Genomic DNA, 20,106 nt, shown 5'->3' on the forward strand with positions numbered 1-20,106 from the left:
TTGGAATTTGACCATGACAGCAGGGTGTAAACGAGTTAACCTTCGCTCACAATTTGTAATCTCGAAAAGGCGTTGATGGATGCAATCACTTTTAGTGCAACAATCGCATGATTTTCCATTCGAAAAAATTGCAGCAATAGATCTGGGATCAAACAGTTTTCACATGGTTGTTGCGCAGGTGACACATGGGCAACTGCGTATTACGGGTCAGTACGGTGATAAGGTGCAGCTGGCCGCTGGCCTCCAAGACGACGACACACTAGATGACGCTTCTCAGCAACGAGGCATCGATTGTATTGCGCAATTTGCACAAGTTATCGATGACTTACCGCTGGGATCCGTACGTATTGTGGGCACTAACGCTTTACGTGCTGCGAAAAACCGTTATGACTTTATTTCCAAAGCGATGGATGTGATCAGTCATCCGGTTGAGATCATCGCTGGACGAGAAGAAGCCCGCCTGATTTATATGGGGGTGGCACGCACCATGGATCATGGCGAGCAGAAGCGTATTGTGGTCGATATTGGTGGTGGCTCAACGGAGTTTATTATCGGTAAGCAACAAGAGCCGATTTTAACGGAAAGTTTGCACATGGGCTGTGTGAGTTATCGCCAACGCTTTTTCCCCGATGGCTCCATCACCAAATCGAACTTCCAAAAAGCGGTTACCGCGGCGCGCCTTGAGTTGTTAAGTATCCAAGATGATTATTTAGAAGAAAACTGGGACGTTGCCATTGGCTCTTCCGGCACGATTAAAGCGGCTTACAACATTGCTGTTGAAAATGGCTGGAGCAAAAAAGGCATTACCCCTAAGGTACTCAAACAAATTCAGAAAGCATTGTTTGAAGCCGGCCATGCGGACAATGTTGATTTATTAGGCTTAAAGCCAGAGCGCAAAACAACCATTGCGGCCGGGATTGCCATATTGACAGCGGTGTTCGAATGTTTTGGCATTAAGCAAATGGACTTCTCAGTTGGCGCATTGCGAGAAGGTGTCCTGTACGACATTATGGGACGTTACGCGGATACAGATATCCGTGAACGTACCGTCAATTACATGCTCAATCAGTATCATATTGATATGGAGCAATCGAAGTTAGTCACTCATACTTCACTGTCCATGCTTGAGCAGGTTAAAAGTGACTGGACGCTAGACTCGTTATCCAATGAAGATATTTTACGATGGGCGAGCTTATTACACGAATGTGGCATGGGGATCTCCCACAGTCGTTACCATAAGCATGGCGCTTACATTATCAGTGAATCCGATATGCCCGGGTTTTCTCAGCAGGAGCAAAAAGCTTTGGCTTCATTGGTGCTGCGCCACCGTCGTAAGTTCACGCAAGCGCTGGACTACCGTTTTACTAAAAGTGATCAGCAAGATTTGGATCGTTTGGCAATTTTACTGCGCTTGGCTATTTTGCTTCACATTGATCGTAAAGAGGGTGATATGCCGATCTTTACGCTTAAAGCGCAAGACAAATCGTTGCATGCAGAGTTTTTACCCGGCTGGTTGGATGGCCGTCCTCTGACGGTTGCCAATTTACAACGTGAAGCCGATTACTTGGCAGTGTCTGGTTATATTTTTACCTTTAAGTAACCTGAAATAGCATGACTCGAAAGCCCTTTTTGATGATTCTCAAAAAGGGCTTTTTAGTTTGTCGAGCGAATGCTCGGGGTTTGTGCCGTGACCATCACTGATAGCGGTTATTTCGTAAGTTTATAAAGCTATTGGGTTTGTATCCCTTTGGTAATACATGAGATTCAATATTCAGTTGTAATCGTCAATAAAAACAAAGGCTTAAATTGTCACACTAGTTGACGAATCATTGTGAATTTTCATACTAAGGATTGCTAAACTAATACCAAGGTATCAAGACATTAGCGTCAAAATCCGTATAATCTGCGACACACCTGCTCAAAACCCTTGCAAGGTCGATCGCTTTGGTTCTATCAAACTACATTTGAGATGAACGGCGTTCTTAGGGGAGTATTTAGGAAGTGCTATAATCTTTACCCAGATTGCAGAGGGAGAGTCCGAATGCGTCTGCTTTAATTCGTATTCGCACCTTCCCTTATTTAAGGTCAAGAGCCCTTTTCCTGAATTACTCTCAAACTACAACTGGCTATGACACGGCGAACTCATATGACCTCAAACATTGTAGACGTACTACTCGTTGGCGGCGGTGCCATGAGCACCACCCTTGGAATGATTCTAAAACAGCTAGACCCTTCACTTTCAATGACAATGGTCGAGCGTTTAGATAAAGTGGCACAGGAAAGTACCGATGGTTGGAATAACGCAGGTACTGGCCATGCGGCTTACTGCGAGCTGAATTACACTTCAGAGAATGACGATGGCACGGTTAATATCGACAAAGCTGTCAATATTAATGCTGCATTTGAAGTGAGCTTACAGTTTTGGTCTTACCTAGTTGAACAAGGCCTGTTACCACAGCCTACTGAATTTATTAATCGCGTGCCGCACAAGAGTTTTGTGTGGGGAGCGGACAACGTTAAAATGCTTAAAGCGCGTTATGAAGCCATGAGTGCTCATCCCGCCTTTCGTGAAATGCAATACACAGAAGATCGCGCAACCTTGGCAGAATGGATGCCATTGATCATGCAAAACCGTGATGATAGCGAGCCGCTTGCCGCGACACGTATTGAGCATGGTTCGGATGTGAACTTTGGCGCTATTGCACGCAACATGGTGACGTTTCTTGAACAACAAGAAGGCTTTAACCTAGAGCTAGGCGCTGAGGTTGAAGACTTGACTCAGCAGCCAGATGGCACATGGAAAGTGTCTATCGATCAAAAAGGTCATCGCCAAGACATTCATGCGAAATTTGTCTTTCTTGGTGCGGGTGGTGGGGCATTGCCTTTACTACAGAAAGCTGACATCAAAGAAGGTAAAGGTTACGGTGGCTTCCCTGTGAGTGGACAGTGGTTGGTATGTGATAAACCTGAACTGGTTAAACAACATCATGCCAAAGTGTACGGTGCTGCGCCAATTGGTGCGCCGCCGATGTCTGTTCCGCATCTAGATACTCGTATTATCGACGGTAAGAAAGCCATTCTATTTGGCCCTTTTGCTGGCTTCACGACTAAGTTTTTGAAGAAAGGCTCAGTGTTGGACTTGGTAAAAAGTGTGCGTGCGGACAACCTTTGCAACATGCTAAGCGTCGGCAAGAACAACATGGACTTGACCAAGTATCTGATCAGTGAAGTGCGTCAGTCCCATAAAGACCGTTGTGATTCATTGCGTAACTTCTTCCCAGATGCGCAAGACAAAGATTGGTCGTTGGCTTACGCTGGACAACGCGTACAGATCATTAAGAAAGGTCCTGATGGCGCAGGTAAACTGGAGTTCGGTACTGAAGCAATCGTATCGGAAGATGGTTCCATTGCTGCTTTGTTGGGGGCTTCGCCAGGTGCTTCAACAACGGTTCACACCATGATAAATATTCTAGAGCGCAGCTTCTATGAGCGCGTCAAGTCGCCAGAGTGGCAAGCGAAGCTGAAAGAAATGGTACCGTCATACGGGCAATCTTTGGTGGAAAATACGGACCTATTGTTGGACATTCGTGCGCGCACACTTGAGACGCTTAAGCTAAAGCCTTAATCTTAACCACAGAAAATAGTAAAGCCGACCTCACGTCAGTGAGCTCGGCTTTTCTTATAATAAGCCAGAGGTAAATACTATGACGACTTATGCAGAGCGCTCTGATGCGTTGTGTGATCAACTACGTGAGATTGAACATCAAGCTAACGACGGCGACCAGCTTTTTTATTGCGCGTATTTATTAGGCTTATTAGGCTTACACAGTGCTGTAGAAGGCGATGGTGAAGCGGCATTTGATACTTACTTTGAGCAAGAACTGAAGGCCACGTTAGATGCGGAAAGTGTATCAGAGCACGATCAAGCGAATATTCTATCGCTATGGCAGCAGATCCAGTAAAAGCTAATATCGCTCAGGCAGTACGCCCGTAAGAGCAGATTGTATTAATCGTGCTTTCATAATACGCTCGAACGAAAGCGGTTTATTCGATAGACTCTTTTTATGCCTTTTTTCGTGTGAGTTTTCTATGACCCATGATATTCGTTGGTTACAGCGCTTTGAGCATTTCAAAAAAGCGTATACTCAATTACAAGAAGCACTTCAGCTTATGGCTGAACGTGAACTCAGTAACATTGAAAAGCAGGGATCGATACAAGCGTTTGAGTTTACTTATGAGCTTGCTTGGAATGTGTTGCGTGATTACCTTGTATGGCAAGGCGCTGAAACTATTTCCGGTTCTCGTGATGCTATTCGAGAAGGATTCAAGCGTGAGTTGATCTCTGATGGCCATGCTTGGCTTGCAATGCTGCAAGACCGCTATAGAACTGTGCATACTTATAACGAAGCAACCGCGAATCAAATTATTGAAAACTTACGATTGAGCTATGCGCTTTTGCTTGCCGAGTTTGTTGTGACCTTCCAGGCTAAAGCTGACGAAGAACTGGAAGGTTTCAATGTCTGAGCAATTTGGCTTGGCACCCTCTGATATTGAGTTGCTTCGTTCCGTTTTTGAGTGTTTCCCAGAAGTTACCCAAGTCTTAGTCTATGGTTCGCGAGTGAAAGGTAACTTTCGAGCTTCCTCCGATATTGATATGACGATTCTAGATAACGTTGATTGGACATTATTTAATCGTATAGAAACTGAATTGGATGACTTGATGTTACCTTATCAGATTGACCTTTCAATATTTTCTCATATCGAAAACGATGCACTTATTGATCATATTCAACGCGTTGGGAAGCCTATTTATCAAGCTACATTCCCATAAATAGGGGGATCAATATCGGCACTAACACACTCATAATAAAACCGCTGGCAATACACACAGGGACGATTTCAGCGCCATGTATTTTACCAAGTAGTGGTAGGGTGAAATCCATGGCGGTCGCGCCCGAATAGCCAACGGATAAATGGCTATTGAGTCGTGCGAACATCGGGATCAGCATCAAGGCAACGATTTCACGGCCAAGGTCGAGTAAGAAAGCCGTCGTACCTAGGACGGGATCGCCTAAGCCACTGATCAGAATGCCTGACAAGCTGTACCAGCCAAATCCAGAAACAACCGCTAAGCTTTTATTCCATTCTAAACCTAAAAAAGAGCCTGCTAGCAAACCTGCGATCAAAGTGGCCGCTACGGTGGTCAAAGCAATGGCGACCCCTTGAGTATTTAGAAACAGTTTACGCAGGCGGAAGTTACCTTGACGTAATTGGCAACCAACCAAAAATAGCAGTAAATACAGCAACCAAGTGACTAACTCATCAACATTTGGAATCCAGCTTTTTAAACTCCAGCCAGCGAGCACACCGACTAAAACCCAGCCCAATGTTTTGGCGGCATCCACTAGAGCGTGATTCGTTGATGAGTTTTTATCCACATGTTCGACTTTACTTGCGCCAGCGTGGAAAACTCGACCGCTTATCCACAAGGCTAATAAAGGTAATACTGAAATAGCGATGAATAAAACAATGGCTTGATAGCCTGCGATGACAATTTTACTGGCTAGATTATCCAGCGCACCGATACTGTAACCAATCAAGCCTAGGATTACGTAAGTAAGCTGAGAAAGGCCTTTTGCAACCCGTTCAGGCGTGACAGGGCGAAGGTTTATCCAATAACCGGCTAAGAGGGCGGCTAGGAGTGGCCCAAGCGTTGATAAAATGGTCATAATCCATTGATCCTAAAGACTTTGATGAGAATGTATACGTAAGGTGATAAACGCTAATGCAGAGACTGAAAAGCACATAAGCGGTGCAATTATAGCCTGTTACCGTGCAAATTTGACCACTTGGTGATAAATTCGCCGCACCTAAATTTGAATACTTTTCACAGTAGCTAACACCATGTTTAAACGCTTTACTAAACGTTATCCGTCCTTGAGTGAAATTCTGCATTTGCTCTTTCCTATGATCCTGACGATGACTTTGGAATTGTCCATCAGTATTGTGGATACAATGATGCTAGGACACTATGATTCGCTGCATTTAGCGGCGGTTGGCTTAGCCTCTAGCCTTTGGAGTCCCGTAGCCTGCTTTATGATCGGCGTGACGTTTGGCTTAACACCGTTGATCACGCGTCACTTGCATGGGCGCCAGCGTTTACTGGTCAATGTTTATATGTCTCAAGCATTTGGCTTGTCGATCATACTTGGACTGATTGGCGCGATAATGAGCATTACCGTGCTGCCAATAGCGGCCAAAATGATGGCCAGCGAGCCTGAAACCCAGCGCGTTGCGGCGCAGTATTTGTATCTTTTTTCGCCCACGTTTATGGCGTTGGCCTTGATGACCTCTTACAAAAACTTATTCGAAGCGGCCGGTAAGCCGAGAGTGCCATTATTGGTGGCAACATTAAGTTTGATCCTAAACATCGTCTTCAATTATGTGCTTATTTACGGAAAACTTGGCTTTCCTGAAATGGGGGCTAGTGGTGCAGCGATTGCTTCGGCGTCTTCAGTTTGGCTCTCTCTGATCGTATTTGTACTCTACGACCTTAAAGTTAATCCAGATACATTGTTCAATCGCATTGATTGGTATTACGTGCGTCACTTCGGCATCTTGTTTGGCGTTGGTATGCCAGCGGGTTTTGCCTTTGCGTTTGAGATCGGCTTATTCTCGTCTTTAACGTGGCTGATTTCAGCGTTTGGAGACTTAGCGCTGGGCGCAGGACAAATCGTGATGTCTTACTCGACGATTTTGTTTACCCCATTGATGGCCATGAGTGCCGTTACCGCCATTGTGGTTGCAAAAGCCATGGCAACGGATGGCATCGAGGAAGTGCAGCGCCGCATTCGTATTATTTTGTCATTGGGGGCGGGTTATGTGGCCATTTGCTTTACGCTGACCCAAGCGTTACATGAACAGATTCCTTTACTGTTTAGCTCTAACGAAGTGGTGGCTGCGATGGCTGCGGGCATTTTGTTAATCTCATCTTCGTATCAACTACCCGACATGGTGCAAACCGTGTTCACAGGAGCGCTGCGCGGTTTCCGTGATACCCGCTCAAGCATGATCGCCATGGCCATTTCATTGTTTGGTTTGAGTATTCCATTAGGTTATTGGCTATCTCATTATAGCCCGTGGGCCGAGACGCTGCATGTCCGCGGACTGTATGTAGGACTGGGTTTTGGTCTGCTAATCTTGGCAACTATTTTAACCGCACGTTATCGCCTGACGCTGAAGAAATTTCGCAACAAGAAACTGTTACATCCTGAGGAAGTGGCTTAACGCCTCTAGACACCGAGATCGCAGATAAAATCTGCGACTAAACACACATATAATCTACTTGCTAGCGAGTTGAAAGGCTCGGCAGTGTTCTATCAGTTGGTTTATGTCCATGTGCTCATCGCAGCTTTTCGCCAGTCGCGCGACTTCTTGCTCGCGGTAAGCTTCATAGTCGAAGTCTTGGCTGTCTATCGCACCGGCCCAGTCGAGTAGGGCTTTGAGTGCATTTTTATCATCGAAAAGTCCGTGTAAGTACGTTCCGATTATTAGGCTATCTTTTGATAGATAGCCTTCTTTCTCGCCATTTTCTAGGTCAGCGAAGTGTTGTACTGGCTGGTTGAATTCCGAAATACCACTGTGAATCTCATAGCCTTTGACTGTCGCGCTCTTGGCAAATGTGAGGTAGCCAGTACGTTGTTTTAGCTGTTTGCCTTCTTTCAGTTCGGTGCGCATGGGAATGTAGCCGAGTCCTGAGGTATTTCTGGGTTCGGCGTTTTCCAGGCCGAGTGGGTCTTCTAAGGTGTCGCCCAGCATTTGGAAGCCACCGCAGATGCCCAGCAGCTTTCCACCATAGCGTAAATGTCGCGCTAGATAGTCTTCCCAGCCTTGTTCCCGTAAAAAATCGAGGTCGCTTTGAACACTTTTACTGCCTGGAAGAATGACGAGATCCGCTGGGGGGATCGCCATGTTTTTGCCTACTAATGTGACTTGAACATTGGGGTGTAAGCGTAGCGCGTCCCAATCCGTATGGTTACTGGTGCGAGGCAAAATGGGAATCACAACTTTCAGCTTTGTGTCTGCGGTTGCTTTGACTGGACTGGTAGCAACCGCGTCTTCTGACTCTAAGTGAAACCCCATTAGATAAGGTAGTACACCCAGTACGGGTTTACCCGTGCGCTCTTCGAGCCAATCAAGGCCCGATTGCAGCAAAGCAATGTCGCCTCGAAAACGGTTAATGACAAAGCCAATGACACGGTCTTGTTCGCTCTGAGACAGCAAGTCTAATGTGCCGACTAGATGAGCAAAGACGCCGCCTTTGTCGATGTCGGCAATGATAATCACCGGACAATCGATGCTTTCGGCAAAGCCCATGTTGGCAATATCGCGGGCGCGTAGGTTAATCTCGGCGGGGCTACCAGCGCCTTCGATTAGGACGCAGTCGTATTGCTTGGCTAAGTGTTGATAAGAGTCCAACGCTGCGTTCATGGCGATGGTTTTGTACTCATGGTAACCAACTGCATTCATATTGCCCACCGAATGACCTTGCACAATGACCTGAGCGCCGATATCGGTATTAGGTTTAAGCAAAATCGGATTCATGTGCACATTTGGTTCGAGGCCGGCGGCGTAAGCTTGTACGGCTTGTGCACGGCCAATTTCTTTGCCATCGGCGGTCACAGCGCTGTTGAGAGCCATATTTTGCGGTTTAAACGGTGCCACATTCAGGCCGCGCTCTTTCATAAGTCGGCATAGGGCGGTGACTAAGGTGCTTTTTCCAGCATCTGAAGTAGTGCCCTGCACCATAAGATTAAAAAAACGCATGTGGGTTTGTCCGCTTGATTGATTACAATGGAGGGGATTTTAACGCATTAGCGTTGCTTTTACTGAATGAAAGTTAATTGAATACTGTGGCGGATAACCTGATGGATTTTCTTTTTAATGCTGTATTAAATATGTTCTCCAGTACGGCATTGGCGGTGGTTGCCGCATTACTGTTGGATCGCTGGTTGGGTGAACCCCAATCTTGGCACCCTCTGATTTGGTTCGGTCAATGGGTTGATCGCTGTCGCTTAGCCTGGCAGTTGCCTATTGGTGCCAGCAAATCGTTACAGCGCCTACATGGCGTGCTTGCGTGGAGTATTGCCGTTCTGCCGTGGTTAATGGTACTAACGTTACTTTTATGGATGCTGCCTAATTGGTTGGAGTGGATCGCTGGCACGGTATTGCTGTATTTCACTATCGGTTGGCAAAGTTTGCGTGAACATGCGATCGCGATCGCAGAGCCATTACATGAGCAAGATTTACCCGCTGCGCGCCAAGCTGTTGGACGAATTGTAAGCCGAGATACCTCTGAACTGAATGAAACACAAATAGCCAAGGCGAGTATGGAATCAGTGTTAGAAAATGGCAGCGATGCGATTTTTGCGCCGATTTTTTGGTTTGTGCTGCTCGGTCCGTTTGGTGCGTTGTTGTATCGCTTATCCAATACCTTAGATGCTATGTGGGGTTATAAAACACCGCAGCTGTTGCATTTTGGTTGGTGTGCAGCACGTGTTGATGACGTCTTGAATTACGTACCAGCGCGATGTGTGGTGCTGACCTATGCCGTTCTGGGCAATGTGAAACGTGCGCTGTATTGTGCTTGGCATCAAGGCCGTGGCTGGAAAAGCCCAAATGCTGGCCCTGTTATGGCCGCAGGTGCTGGAGCGCTGCAAGTATCGCTGGGTGGCTCGGCGGTGTATTTTGGGGCCATTCAAGTGCGTCCGGTCTTAGGCGAGGGGCCTGAACCTGTTGTAAACGATTTGGATCAGGCGGTGCGCTTAGTCGACAAGGGGGTCTTGTTGTGGGCCTTATTGATTGTATTAGTGATGTGATTTTATGAATTTTGATTTAACGCCGCCCAAACACGGCGGGGATTTAGAAGCATGGCAACGTTTAGAACATGGTGCGCAGCATTGGTTGGATTTATCGTCGGCCTGTAATCGTGAACCTTGGCCTATTCCAGCGCTGAGCAGCAAATTATGGTATGAGTTACCGGATCAATTTGTACTTGAAGAAGCGGCGACTGAGTACTTTGGTCAGGCTCCTCTTGCTATTGGTGCAGGCACACAGCAGTTTATTGAAATTTTACCGCCACTGTTACAAAAAAAGCGTGCTGGTAACACCGTAATGGTGCCTAAAATGGGTTATCAAGAGCATGCGTATTGCTGGCGTAAGTGGGGTTATGACGTGCTTGAATACCAAACGGTCGGAGAGTTGTTGTCGACGGCTTGGGACATTGCGGTGGTGGTACAGCCGAATAACCCGACCGCGGAGTATCTCGGCGATGATGAGTCTCAACAGCTTAAAACGTTGTTAATCAACTCGCAGCGTTACCTAGTGCTGGATGAAGCCTTTTTAGATGCCACACCGGCGCGCAGCTGGTTGAATCAGCCGTTGCCTAGAGGGTGTTTTGTCTTGCGTTCAGTGGGCAAGTTCTTTGGTCTTGCGGGAGCTCGCGTGGGGTTGTTATTTGGCGAGTCTCAATATAAAGCCGCGGCGCGTTCTCTTATCGGGCCATGGCCGGTCGCGACCCCAGCGGTGCATTTAGTCGCCGCAGCGCTCAATGATAAGGCTTGGCAGGCAGAAGCGCTTGAATCGTTAGCAGAGCGTCATGACTACTTTATGGCAACCATTGTACCTAAGCTTAATACCCTGTTTGATTCGCAAGCGATTCAATACACGCCACTTTTCTACACATGGGTGTTAGACGAAGCGCAGGCAGATAAAGCATTTTTGGCGCTTCATAGCGTTGGTATCCACATTCGATTAGGGCAAGGTTGGGTCAGAATATCGTTACCAGCAGGGCATGAAATGCAGTATTTAAACGCTGGGTTGGTGAGATTATTGCAAGGCCATCAATTAAAGGAGCTGGGATGAAGCACTTAGTCTTAGGTGGCGTTCGCAGCGGCAAAAGTCAGTTTGCTGAACGCTGGATCGCTGAGCAGCGTTCACAGATAGTTTATGTTGCTACTTCTCAGGTGTGGGATGACGGCATGGCGCAACGTGTTGCTCAGCATCGTGACTATCGGCCTCAGCATTGGTTAACCGTCGAAGAGCCGATCCAGCTTGCAGCGACACTTGAAAATATCGCTAAGCGACAGCCTGATGCGGCCGTCATTGTAGAGTGTTGCTCGCTTTGGCTGACAAATTTGTTGTGTGCAGAAGATGAAATGCAATTGACGAAAGAGCGAGAGAAGTTTTTAGAAACCTTGGCTCGCTATCCTTTACCCATCATTTTAGTCAGTGCCGAAGTAGGATTAGGCATTATGCCAATGAATGCTCTGGCGCGTCGTTATGGTGATGAAATAGGAGTGTTAAATCAAAAATTGGCCAAGCTATGCGATAACGTCACGTTAGTGACAGCAGGACTGCCAATGACATTGAAAGCCAATTAGTTTGAGTGCTCTGGTTAATAACTGACACTTTTTATAGAAAAACTTTAACCGTTTGGTCTAAAATGCGCGACTTATAACTGTCTGGTGGTTGCTGGATCTCCTTTTTAAGGGGTATGTAACTGGAATAACAAGCTTAGGAGCAAAAAATGAACCCTTATTCAAAAGACTTTCCGGTCTCTTGGCACGAACTGCATCGTGATGCGCGCGCGTTGTCTTGGCGCTTACTGGAGCAAGGCCCTTGGAAAGGGATCATTGCGATTACCCGAGGCGGCTTAGTGCCTGCGGCCATTCTATGTCGAGAAATGGACATACGCCTGATCGATACCATTTGTGTGGTCAGCTATGATTCAAATGATGAAGGTGGCACTGCCAACGTACAAGGTGATTTGCGAATTTTGAAAGGTGTTGAAGGCGACGGTGAAGGTTATATTCTGATCGATGACCTTGTTGATACCGGTAAAACGGCCCGTGAAATTCGTAAGTTATTGCCGAAAGCTCATTTTGCTACGGTCTATGCCAAGCCAGCGGGCAAGCCTTTAGTGGATACGTTTGTGACAGAAGTTAGCCAAGACACGTGGATTCGTTTTCCTTGGGACATGGAGTATACTTTTTCGACACCTTTGGCCGATCGTCAAAAAGGCTAAGTTGTGTAAATTGCTTTGAGTTGAAGGGGGAAGCTTGTATACACTTGCTGCCCCGTTCAATGCGTTGCAATTTGCTACAGAAAAAAGTGCGTGCTTGTGCGAAATTTGAGCTAAATTAATAGAGCTTGAAGGGTTGCCCTGACGATAAAGGGTTTCTATTACCAAGATAGTGTAGGAATCATTATGCACCATACTTTTGTCCGCAGCTTACTGCTGTGCTTTACGTTATTTTCAACCGCTGCGTTGGCTGAAGGTACGGTTGCGCGTGCGCAATTTGCTTCTGAAGTTTTGGATAGAGAGCCGATTGATGAATTGGCGGATGTTATTAAAGTTGAGTATGGTGAAATTCAACGGGTTTACTTTTATACCGACTTACGTGATATGCAAGGCAGCCAAGTGATTCATCTGTGGAAACTTGATGGCGAAGTGCAAGCTGAGGTGCCATTCGACATTGGTGGCGACCGCTGGCGAGTATGGTCGAGTAAGCGCTTGATGCCCGGATTCGACGGCACGTGGAGCGTTGATATTGTGAAAGATGGCGTTGTCCTTGAAAGCCGCTCGTTTGATTATGTGGATGAGTGGTAACATTCTGAAAATTCATTCATATTGATAGGTTGATTCAGATGCCTCACATTCGCGTACGCGGTTTACCTTTTGAAGAGTTAGAGTCCATTTCAGATGCGTTGGTTGAAACACTGGCTGACTTAACGGACACCCCTAATTCACATTTCACATTAGAATATCAGTCATCTTTGTATTTGGCCGTTGGTGGCGCATCACCAGCCTATCCGTTTATTGAGATTCTTTGGTTTGACCGGGGCCCAGAAGTGAAAGCCAAAGTAGCGCAGGCCATTGATGACCTAGTGCGACCTCTGATAGAGGCTGGACAAGACATCACCACCTTGTTCCAAGACCTTAAAGGCAGTGACTATTTCGAAAATGGTGAGCATTTCTAAACGGCTTGTCATACTTTAAAACGTAAGCCCGCTGATTTCACAATGAAACCAGCGGGCTTTTTAGTGGCGCAAGTTTAGGCGTTATCAACGTTAAGCTTTTTGAAAGTCATAGAGACTGCCGAGTTTTAGGATCTGAGTCAGCTCATCCAGTGCTTGGCGAGATTCTAATAATAGATTTGGGTCAGCCAGATCTGCTTCGATTAGTTGATCACGATAATGCTGATCGACCCACGTGTTGAGCGTTGCGAACAGCTGATCATTCATGATCGTGGCAGGGTTTACCGCGGCCAGCTCCTGTTGGCTTAATGCAACACGTAAACGCAGGCAGGCGGGTCCGCCACCGTTACTCATGCTCTGTTTTAAATCGAATACTTTCACATCTTTGATGGGCGTATTGTGCGTTAGCAAATCCGTTAAATAAGCCCAAACGTTCTCGTTCTCTTGGCATTCCCCCGGCACCACCAAGGTCATATCACCGTTTGGTTGGCTGAGCAGTTGGCTATTAAATAAATACGACTGTACGCAGTCTGCCACCGATACCGCACTGTTAGGTACTTCTACAAAATAGAGCGGAGTCGTTCGATCACCCCAAGCAAGCTGTAAATCTGCTTTCATCTGCTCCGGGTCTAGAAACGCGTGCTCATGGTAAAAATGAACGTTGCCATTACCCACTGCAATCACATCGTTGTGGAACACCCCCGCATCAATAGCCTCTGGGTTTTGTTGCACAAAGACAGCCCCTTGCTCCGATAACCCATGACGCCGAGCGACCGCTTGAGACGCTTCTAATGTATGTCGAGCAGGAAATTGCTGTGGCCTTGGCATGTCGGTATTAAACGCGGACATACCATAGACAAATAATTCGACACCGGCCTCATTATAGCTTGAGCAGAAACGAGTATGGTTAGCCGCACCTTCATCGCCGAAGTGCTCGACACTTGGCAAAGCTGGATGATGTGCAAAGTAACGCTGATCAGGAAACGTTGCTTTTAAAATCTCGCCGGTTGTGACGTGTTCGATTGAACGGTGGAACTTGTTCACTAAGTTAGCGGGTGTGAAATGTACTCGGCCATCTTTTGTATCGGCGCTGGGCGATACCGTGGCGGCATTGGCCGTCCACATACAAGACGCTGAGCTAACGGCGGCTAGCAGTTTAGGGGCATGCTTTGCCGCAGCGGTTAACACTTGCTGATCCGTTCCACTAAAACCTAATGAGCGAAGCGTCGGAATGTGTGGACGCTCGTGGGGAGCCAGTACGCCTTGTACAAATCCCATATCGGCCAACGCTTTCATTTTTACTAAGCCTTGCTTGGCCGCGGCTTTCGGATTAGAGGGTTTTGCGGTATTAACTTGTGACGCGACATTGCCGAACGATAAACCGCTGTAATTATGGGTTGGGCCGACCAGACCATCAAAATTTGCTTCAATAGCAGAATGCATTATGACACCTCAGAATGACTGGGAAATAAGATTACAGAGTGAGACCGTTAGGTAATGTATCTGGCACCTGCAAAGCGTCCACTTCAATACTTGCGACAGGGTAAGCGCAGTAGTCTGCCGCGTAGTAAGCGCTTGCTCTGTGATTACCGCTTGCTCCGGTGCCACCAAAGGGGGCGGCACTGGATGCGCCTGTTGTTTGACGGTTCCAATTAATAATGCCAGCACGGGAATGTTGTAAAAACCACTCATATTCGCTGCGATCGTCAGACAAAATGCCAGCCGACAGACCAAAACGGGTATGGTTGGCAATCGTCATTGCTTGTTCTAAATCGTCATAACGAATGACCGTCAACAGCGGGCCAAAGTATTCAAGGTCAGGCAGTTGTTCGAGTATTTCAGTAGCATCAATAATGGCTGGTGTGACAAAGCCGGTATGGCTGTCGCCACGTGTCATAGGTACCAGTGGTTTAGCGCCCAGCGTCGTCAACTTGAGATAGTTTTCAAACAAAGTGTCTGCTGCTTTGGCGGATACGACTGGGCCCATGAATGGCTGAGGGTTCGCATCAAAACGATCGACGTTAAGTGCCAGCGTGGCCTCTGTTAGTGCGTTTAAAATAGCGTCCCCATGGGCGCCGGTTGGCAGTAATAAGCGACGTGCACAGGTACAACGTTGGCCCGCCGATAAGAAAGCAGATTGGATGATTTCATAGACAACAGCACGAACATCTTGAGTTTTGTCAGACACCAATAGTGGGTTATTGCCGCCCATTTCTAGGGCTAATATTTTCCCTGGGTGGCCTGAGAATTGTTTGTGTAAAACATGCCCTACATCTGGGCTGCCAGTAAAGAATAAGCCATCAATGCCATCGTGATTCGCCAATGCAACACCGGTGTCACGCTCGCCTTGGACAAGGTTTAAAACGCCTGCAGGAATGCCTGCTTGTTGCCAAAGTTGAAACACGAAATCAGAGACGGCAGGGGCCAGTTCACTGGGCTTAAAGACCAGCGTATTGCCTGCAATTAAGGCAGGCACAATGTGGCCGTTGGGTAAGTGCGCTGGAAAATTATAGGGGCCGAATACGGCGACAACGCCGTGTGGTCGATGGCGTAATACGGCTTTGGCACCGGGCATATCATTCGACTTTGTGCCTGTCCGTTCATTGTAAGCTTGTTTGGATATACCGACTTTGCCAATCATGGCGGCAACTTCTGTACGAGTCTCCCAAATAGGCTTACCCGTTTCACGACTGATCAGTGTGGCAATGTCTTCAGTATTCTCTTTTACCAGTTCTGCGAAGCGATCAATAATGGCTAAACGTTCCTCTAGTGGACGATTCGCCCATGCCGGAAACGCTACGCGAGCACTTTCAATGGCCTGATCAACTTGTTCAGACGATGCGCTGTTGCCGTGCCATACAATGCTGCCATCAGCAGGGTCGATGGATTGAAACGTTGGGCCGCTTCCCTCAAGCCATGCTTGATTAATATACAGTTGTTGTTTCATAAAAACTCCTTCGTTCAATGGCGTGTATGGGGCAGCAATTCGACTAAACGAATCGGCTCTTTGTGAGAGATGAGCAGTGCATCGGCTTCTTCTTGGCTAAGCACTAAGCCGCTTCCTGGCGGTGTTGCGCGTTGAATCAGAATGCAGCGAAAGTTATCCAGCTTGGCATTGGAAACTAAATAGTGAAGGCCTTCGCCGCTATTTTTAGGCTGACCAATGGTGGCTAAGACTAAACGGCTATCACGTACGGCCCGCAGGTCTTCTACACGTGCTTCTAGTGTTGGGCCACCGTCGAAAATATCGACGTAATTTTCAAAGCGAAAACCTTCTTGCTCTAGCAGTCGGCGTGCAGGTGCCGTACTGGTATGTACTTGTCCCAGTACTTCACGTGCATCAGGTGGCAGCAAGTTCACGTAAACAGGGTTGTTGGGCATCAGCTCGGCGATAAATTGTTTATTGCCTTGTGCGGTCAATTCGTCTGCGCGTTCAAAATCGATGGAAAAGAATTGACGCCCCAAGCTTTCCCATAATGGAGAGCGGCCGTTTTCGTCGCACACGCCACGCATTTCTGCAAAGATTTTTTCCGTGAAGCGTTCTGGAAATTGTGCGAGAAACATAAAGCGGCATTTAGACAATAGTTGTCCATTACGCGAGTGGCGGTAGTCGTCTTGCAAGAACAAGGTACATACCTCACTGAAGCCAGTATAGTCGTTATTTAAAATTAACGTTGGGTGCATGTTATGAATGCTCAGCTCGCGAGAGGAGTGCGTAATGGTGCCTAAGTGATAACTGTAGAAAGGTTCGTCTAGTCCCACCGCAGCCAACAACCCCGATGTACCAACGATGGTGCCAGTGTCGGTATCTTCCAGTACAAACAAGTACGATTCTTCGGTAGGCGCCTCAATGGTTTCTTTTTCAAAAGAGCGCACTGATAGATCAATTTTACGCTTGAGCACGTCTTCATCGGCGACCAGCGATGTGAAGCCAACACCCGTGAGAGCGGCTAAACGGTAGAGTTCTTCTAAATCGTCGGGCTTAATTGTTCGAATAACCATCATAAGCGATGTTCCTCTTAATACTGCTTACAGGGCGCTGTCACGCCTCTATCATTTAAAGTTTAGACCACTGAATGAGACTACCGGAATGAATTCTTAGACGTTCTTGTAGGTCATTGTGGAGTACCAGGCCCGCTACTTGAGCTTGACCTGGTGCGCAGGCAACACGAAAATCTTCCAAATGGCCTGCGGCAATAAGGTAGGCTTCAGTCTGCTCTAATTGAGCATCGAAGAGCGCTTTACCATGGCGTTGATTGGCGATGGTACGAATATCTTGTGCTCTGGCCTCAATGCTGGGCCCTGCATCGAATATGTCGACGTAATCACGAAAGGCAAAACCTTCGTCTAACAGAATATTGGCGATTTTTTCAGATCCTTCATGGATGACACCAATACAATTCTGCGCATCTTCGGGCAACGTAGGGACATAGATCGGATAACGGGGCATAAGCTCGGCGATAAAATGTTTGTTGCTAATGCCCGATAAGTAGTCGGCTTTTTTAAAATCCATACTAAAAAAATGACGTCCCAGTGCTTCCCAAAAAGGCGAGTAGCCCTTGTGGTCGCTTTCACCGCGAATCTCGGCAAAAAGCTTGGGAGTAAAGCGATCTGGATGATGAGCAATAAACAGTAAGCGCGCACGTGAAAGTAAGGCGAAGTTTTCATCGGTTTGATGCTTACGGTCTAGCACTAAAGAATTTAAACGCGTCGTGCCGCTGTAATCGTGACATAAATGTAACGCGGGGACGCGGTTATGGATCTGTAATTGTGGCGAGGCATGTACGACTTCATCAATGCGATAACTGTAGAAGGGCGCGTCTACGCCAACCATGGCATCGATGGAACACGTTCCTACGATTTCATGAGTGTCTTGTTGCTCCATAACAAACAGATAAAACTCGCTGCCAGGTTGAACGACGTCAGTATTAAACGAGCGACGTGACGTTGCAATTTTATCGTTGAGACGTTCGCGATTGGCAGGAAAGTTGGTGATACCGATACCTGCATCGCGGGCTAAGCGTTCTAGCGCCGGTAAATCTGGAAAATCTGCTGGTCGAACTAAATACACTAGACGCTCCTTTTGTATAAGCGGACAATAGATTTATTATCGTTAAAGGTGTTCAAAGGTAACAGATACGAAGTTTCGTAATTGCGACCTAGCATTCAAAAACTGAGACATTTCGAGTCGAATTTAGGTAAATCATGAAAAAAGCAACGATCAAATCGGGTGTGTACCGTCATTACAAAGGGGCTGAATATTGGGTAGAGCGTGTGGCGCGACACAGTGAAACAGACGAGGAGCTTGTGGTGTATCAAGCTCTTTATGGGGATCATGGTTGGTGGGTGCGACCGAAAAGCATGTTTTTAGAAAGTGTTGAAATTGAAGGTGAAACAATACCGCGATTCGATTGGATCAGAGCTAAAATTGAGAAATGAGCATAACAAAGGGCCACATCATGTGGCCCTTTGTTATGAGGTAAGCACGTAGCAAACGTTAGAAAATCAGATGGGCGACACCCGCAATGATTGGCAAGGTGATGACAGTACGCATAATAAAGATAAAGAACATCTCTATAAGGTTGACTGGAATTTTACTGCCAAGAATCAGCGCCCCGATTTCGGACAAATAGATCAGCTGGGTAATTGACACCGCAGCGATGATAAAGCGTGTCATCTCACTTTCGATGGAGGCCGCCATGATCGAAGGAATAAACATATCAGCAAAACCTACCACTAAGGTTTCTGAGGCTTTGCCGGCTTCTGGCACGGCCAGTAATTCTAGCAGTGGTACAAAAGGCTGACCAAGGATACTGAAGAGGCTGGTGTTTTCAGCGACGACTAAAGCAAGTGTTCCGATGGCCATCACTACGGGCAATACACAGAACACCATCTCAGCAGCATTTTTCGCGCCGTCCGCTAACACGGCTTTTGCACCACGGCTGCTTTCCGCTCGCTGAATGGCTTGTTTGATCCCCAGAGAGAACAACTCTTTCAGTGGCTTGCTAGACAATTCACAAGGCTCTGCGGTGGTGCCATTATGATATTGATTGGTTTTCCAGCGTAAAGGTGGCAAACGGGGAATAATTAGGGCTGCCACAAAACCTGCCAGCGAAACGGCAAAGTAAAACGGAATGAATAAATGCTCCAATTCCACTTGTGCAATCACAACAAGCGCAAAACTGATTGATACCGCTGAAAATGTAGTCGCAATTACGGCCGCTTCACGTTGGGTGTATAGGTTCTTTTCATATTGTTGGCTGGTCAACATGACGCCAACGGTGCCGTCTCCGAGCCACGACGTAGTACAGTCGATAGAGGAGCGTCCGGGTAAATTAAACAATGGCCGCATGATCTTACTCATTAGACTACCGGTTAACTCTAACAATCCGAAATCTAATAAAAGTGGCAGCAGTAACCCAGCGAATAAAAATACAGACAGCAGTGTTGGCATGAGTTCTTGTAGTACTAAACCGCCAGTATATTCGTGCCAAATCATGGCCGGCCCAACGGCATTAAGTGTCATGATGGCAAATACTGCACCTAAAATACGCAGCAACAACCAAGGGTAGCTGGTCAAAAATAGGGTCGTTAGGAGTGGCTTATTGTGTAGTGGTTTATACAGCGTTGTTATAAACGACAGTACAGCAGCAATGCATATCAGTATTGTGACAATCAACGGGGCTTCATTGCCTAATAGCGCTTTAAATTCCCCTGCGAGCACAGCTATTGGGATGGTGACGCCATCTTTGTAGGCGACAGGCGTCATAAATAAGAGTAGGCCTAAAATAGACGGCACTATAAATTTCCAAAGACTGCGTCGGCTGGTTTGAGCCTCTTGATAATTGGAATGAGCTTGATTAGGCATGAATCTTGTCCTTTTCCTTAAATGTCATTTTTCTTATTTGTCGCGCTATACTAGCTTTTCGAACCTTGATGGCAATTTAGTTGCCAGTATGTAGGGCTAATTTCGTTAGTTTTGGTCGCATTTTCGAAATAGAGAAGATAGGTGTGTCGACTTGAAGAAAGTATTTTTCTGAAAGGTTGGCGTACATATAGCAATGCCAT

At 46.9% G+C, this 20,106-nt stretch carries 20 protein-coding genes; 13 read left to right on the top strand and 7 right to left on the bottom strand.

The annotated features are described in order from the left end of the window. Positions 1-79: 79 nt before the first annotated feature. The 5 genes from AYW76_RS05740 (at position 80) to AYW76_RS05760 (ending at position 4,831) form a co-directional block, all read left to right on the top strand. The gene (locus AYW76_RS05740) at positions 80-1,600 is read left to right on the top strand and encodes a Ppx/GppA phosphatase family protein (protein ID WP_067216991.1); all 1,521 of its coding nucleotides are present in this window, start codon (positions 80-82) and stop codon (positions 1,598-1,600) included. A gap of 528 nt (positions 1,601-2,128) precedes the next feature. Next, positions 2,129-3,625 (top strand): malate dehydrogenase (quinone), encoded by a 1,497-nt coding sequence (mqo, locus tag AYW76_RS05745; protein WP_269448094.1) that lies wholly within the window; start codon positions 2,129-2,131, stop codon positions 3,623-3,625. A 79-nt stretch (positions 3,626-3,704) separates the two neighbouring features. After that, a complete protein-coding gene (locus tag AYW76_RS05750; RefSeq protein WP_067216998.1) occupies positions 3,705-3,962 on the top strand; it encodes a YfcL family protein in 258 nt (85 codons plus the stop codon). 127 nt (positions 3,963-4,089) lie between these two features. Then, positions 4,090-4,524, top strand: coding sequence for a nucleotidyltransferase substrate binding protein (locus tag AYW76_RS05755; RefSeq protein ID WP_067217001.1), 435 nt, complete (start codon positions 4,090-4,092; stop codon positions 4,522-4,524). Next, entirely contained in the window at positions 4,517-4,831 is a 315-nt protein-coding gene (locus AYW76_RS05760) for a nucleotidyltransferase domain-containing protein (RefSeq protein WP_067217004.1), read from the top strand. Before AYW76_RS05755 ends, AYW76_RS05760 begins: the two co-directional genes overlap by 8 nt. On the opposite strand, the gene AYW76_RS05765 is transcribed toward AYW76_RS05760, so the two are convergent. Then, positions 4,818-5,729 (bottom strand): lysine exporter LysO family protein, encoded by a 912-nt coding sequence (locus tag AYW76_RS05765; RefSeq protein WP_067217006.1) that lies wholly within the window; start codon positions 5,727-5,729, stop codon positions 4,818-4,820. The two genes, AYW76_RS05760 and AYW76_RS05765, sit on opposite strands and share 14 nt — an antisense overlap. A gap of 175 nt (positions 5,730-5,904) precedes the next feature. On the opposite strand from AYW76_RS05765, the gene AYW76_RS05770 reads away from it, so the two are divergent. Next, positions 5,905-7,287 (top strand): MATE family efflux transporter, encoded by a 1,383-nt coding sequence (locus AYW76_RS05770; RefSeq protein WP_067217008.1) that lies wholly within the window; start codon positions 5,905-5,907, stop codon positions 7,285-7,287. Between the two features lie 54 nt (positions 7,288-7,341). On the opposite strand, the gene AYW76_RS05775 is transcribed toward AYW76_RS05770, so the two are convergent. Further along, complete coding sequence (locus AYW76_RS05775; RefSeq protein ID WP_067217010.1) at positions 7,342-8,826, bottom strand: cobyric acid synthase; 1,485 nt, start codon at positions 8,824-8,826, stop codon at positions 7,342-7,344. A 101-nt stretch (positions 8,827-8,927) separates the two neighbouring features. Between AYW76_RS05775 and cbiB the strand changes: the two genes are divergently transcribed. From cbiB to AYW76_RS05805, 6 genes are all read left to right on the top strand, one after another. Then, entirely contained in the window at positions 8,928-9,878 is a 951-nt protein-coding gene (gene cbiB, locus AYW76_RS05780) for an adenosylcobinamide-phosphate synthase CbiB (RefSeq protein WP_082866138.1), read from the top strand. A gap of 4 nt (positions 9,879-9,882) precedes the next feature. Next, positions 9,883-10,923 (top strand): aminotransferase class I/II-fold pyridoxal phosphate-dependent enzyme, encoded by a 1,041-nt coding sequence (locus AYW76_RS05785; RefSeq protein WP_067217013.1) that lies wholly within the window; start codon positions 9,883-9,885, stop codon positions 10,921-10,923. Continuing rightward, complete coding sequence (gene cobU / locus AYW76_RS05790) at positions 10,920-11,441, top strand: bifunctional adenosylcobinamide kinase/adenosylcobinamide-phosphate guanylyltransferase (protein ID WP_067217034.1); 522 nt, start codon at positions 10,920-10,922, stop codon at positions 11,439-11,441. Before AYW76_RS05785 ends, cobU begins: the two co-directional genes overlap by 4 nt. Positions 11,442-11,587: 146 nt before the next feature. Beyond that, complete coding sequence (gene gpt / locus AYW76_RS05795; RefSeq protein WP_067031315.1) at positions 11,588-12,085, top strand: xanthine phosphoribosyltransferase; 498 nt, start codon at positions 11,588-11,590, stop codon at positions 12,083-12,085. 183 nt (positions 12,086-12,268) lie between these two features. Further along, on the top strand, positions 12,269-12,670 hold the full coding sequence (locus AYW76_RS05800; RefSeq protein ID WP_067217036.1) for a DUF2914 domain-containing protein: 402 nt from the start codon (positions 12,269-12,271) through the stop codon (positions 12,668-12,670). A 38-nt stretch (positions 12,671-12,708) separates the two neighbouring features. Next, complete coding sequence (locus AYW76_RS05805) at positions 12,709-13,041, top strand: DUF1904 family protein (protein ID WP_067217037.1); 333 nt, start codon at positions 12,709-12,711, stop codon at positions 13,039-13,041. A 90-nt stretch (positions 13,042-13,131) separates the two neighbouring features. Here the strand turns inward: AYW76_RS05805 and astB are convergent, their stop codons facing one another. Genes astB through AYW76_RS05825 form a run of 4 tightly spaced genes read right to left on the bottom strand, consistent with a single transcriptional unit; the run spans position 13,132 to position 18,109 of the window. Next, positions 13,132-14,481, bottom strand: a complete 1,350-nt coding sequence (gene astB, locus AYW76_RS05810; protein ID WP_067217038.1) for an N-succinylarginine dihydrolase — start codon at positions 14,479-14,481, stop codon at positions 13,132-13,134. Between the two features lie 31 nt (positions 14,482-14,512). Further along, on the bottom strand, positions 14,513-15,985 hold the full coding sequence (astD, locus tag AYW76_RS05815) for a succinylglutamate-semialdehyde dehydrogenase (protein ID WP_067217041.1): 1,473 nt from the start codon (positions 15,983-15,985) through the stop codon (positions 14,513-14,515). Positions 15,986-15,999: 14 nt separating this feature from the next. Then, on the bottom strand, positions 16,000-17,043 hold the full coding sequence (gene astA / locus AYW76_RS05820) for an arginine N-succinyltransferase (RefSeq protein ID WP_067217044.1): 1,044 nt from the start codon (positions 17,041-17,043) through the stop codon (positions 16,000-16,002). A 52-nt stretch (positions 17,044-17,095) separates the two neighbouring features. Continuing rightward, the gene (locus AYW76_RS05825) at positions 17,096-18,109 is read right to left on the bottom strand and encodes an arginine N-succinyltransferase (RefSeq protein ID WP_067217047.1); all 1,014 of its coding nucleotides are present in this window, start codon (positions 18,107-18,109) and stop codon (positions 17,096-17,098) included. 134 nt (positions 18,110-18,243) lie between these two features. Here AYW76_RS05825 and AYW76_RS05830 point away from each other — a divergent pair, with 134 nt between their 5' ends. After that, positions 18,244-18,477 (top strand): DUF1653 domain-containing protein, encoded by a 234-nt coding sequence (locus AYW76_RS05830; protein ID WP_067217050.1) that lies wholly within the window; start codon positions 18,244-18,246, stop codon positions 18,475-18,477. Positions 18,478-18,535: 58 nt separating this feature from the next. Here the strand turns inward: AYW76_RS05830 and AYW76_RS05835 are convergent, their stop codons facing one another. Then, positions 18,536-19,906, bottom strand: coding sequence for a YjiH family protein (locus AYW76_RS05835; protein WP_067217053.1), 1,371 nt, complete (start codon positions 19,904-19,906; stop codon positions 18,536-18,538). Between the last annotated feature and the right edge of the window lie 200 nt (positions 19,907-20,106).

It is taken from the genome of Marinomonas gallaica (assembly GCF_001639745.1).
Taxonomy (GTDB): Bacteria; Pseudomonadota; Gammaproteobacteria; order Pseudomonadales; family Marinomonadaceae; genus Marinomonas; species Marinomonas gallaica.